At 42.7% G+C, this 1,547-nt stretch carries 2 protein-coding genes; one reads left to right on the top strand and one right to left on the bottom strand.

Annotation, left to right across the window (positions count from 1 at the left end):
* Positions 1–145: 145 nt before the first annotated feature.
* Positions 146–901: a hypothetical protein gene (locus V7Z69_RS09380; protein ID WP_334139734.1), complete on the bottom strand. Its 756-nt coding sequence runs from the start codon at positions 899–901 to the stop codon at positions 146–148.
* 167 nt (positions 902–1,068) lie between these two features.
* Here V7Z69_RS09380 and V7Z69_RS09375 point away from each other — a divergent pair, with 167 nt between their 5' ends.
* Positions 1,069–1,470, top strand: a complete 402-nt coding sequence (locus V7Z69_RS09375) for a hypothetical protein (protein WP_334139733.1) — start codon at positions 1,069–1,071, stop codon at positions 1,468–1,470.
* Positions 1,471–1,547 lie beyond the last annotated feature (77 nt).

Genomic DNA, 1,547 nt, shown 5'->3' with positions numbered 1-1,547 from the left:
CGACAGAGCCTGGAACTTGAGCAGCATCCCAGGGTGTCACGACCAGTCTAACGTAGCCCGATAGGAAGATTAACTTCCCCTGGCTGAGGGTAGTCAACTAAGGCTTTTGCAAGCCCCCACCTCTATGGGTGGCGGGTAGTTGACTTTATCTGTCGAAGTCGGGAAATAATTCTAGATTTTGTCCATCTTTTGGTATTGGAGTGAGAAGGTACTGGTGCAGTATGTTTTTAATGTCAAAAGATGGGCTTGTTTTGGCTTCTATGACATCTAGTTCTTTTTGTTTGATCTTTTTTTGGCTTACTACGTGTAGCTTTTGGTCTCCGTTTTCAATTACTGTACATACACGAGATATAGTAGGGGTGTCTATCATGAATGTCATTGCTGATTCGGTCATGGTTACATCTTTGAATTTCTTCCACCCAGCGATGAAAGCTGTGTCGGTTGGCTTCATAGCATCTATCTGCAGGCTGGAGAAGTTGATGAACATCTCCGATATGCCTGAGAAGAAAGCCTTTCCGCTTTCCGACAGAGCCAATTGACTGAAAAGCATCAGCAGATCCTTTATGTGTTGGATAGGCTGTAGAGAAACCGAAAAAGCAGCGGGGCGGTCGTTGATCGCCTTTAAGACTTTCTGCATCGTTTTTATGTCCTGTTGCTGTTCGTATAAAATTTCGTCTATCGTCAATTCTTCCGTTTCGTTGTATCTACTAAGTTCAGTGAGGTACATTCCAGAGTCTGAATCCATCGATGTCCAAAGGAATACGTCTTCTTCGACAACGTCTCCGAAACCTACCCCTCCTTCATCTACGCTTCCTTTAAGCAAGGGTGCCACATAAAGGCCGCAATAAAAACAGTCTATTAAGTCAGTTTCAGCAATGTTTTTGACCACGTTGTTTGTCATTTGCCAACCTCCTGTCTAGAGTGTGTTTTGTCTCCATATTTCCTTATATATTTTTACATATAGGTCTCAATTATAAATATATAAGAAAATGCTCAAAACTCGACAGGATAATAAATTTATTTGTGTAATTTTGTCAGGATAAAAGTAAAGTAGGGAGGGAGATAATCTTGGGGTCTCGGGGCCGTAAGGTAGAGAAGGGTTTTGTAAAAGCTAGTGAAGCACGGAACACCAAGGAGAAACTTCTCCGCCATGCAGAGAAGGATGCGGTAGATGCAGAGGCAAAAATAGAAGAGATGCTGTCTCTTGCGGTTTGCGACGAAACGGAGGAGTATGAACCTCAGATAGGCGATACGTTTGTTATAGTAGACGATTCTGTTTCGGGAGTATTTGAACTTAAGTCTGAAACCAAAGGCAGGGTGCCTATGTATGTTTTTGTACACGTAGAACACCCTTGGATACGTACTACATATACATGGTTTACCTTTAAAGAGAAGTTTTTGGGGGCTGAAAGTCAGTTGGAAGATGCAAAAAAACCTAAGACGTACATTGTTTTGAGGGACAAGTATTAAAGGGGGGGTTAAAGGGAATGTCCTTTGTAAGTGAAGCGGCCGAGAAGAGACGCAGCGCATATCATGTTCGTATGCCT

Origin of the sequence: Thermovirga lienii, from assembly GCF_036847465.1 — a bacterium.
GTDB classification, from domain to species: Bacteria; Synergistota; Synergistia; order Synergistales; family Thermovirgaceae; genus Thermovirga; species Thermovirga lienii.
This window is presented reverse-complemented; position numbering and strand designations above follow the sequence as displayed.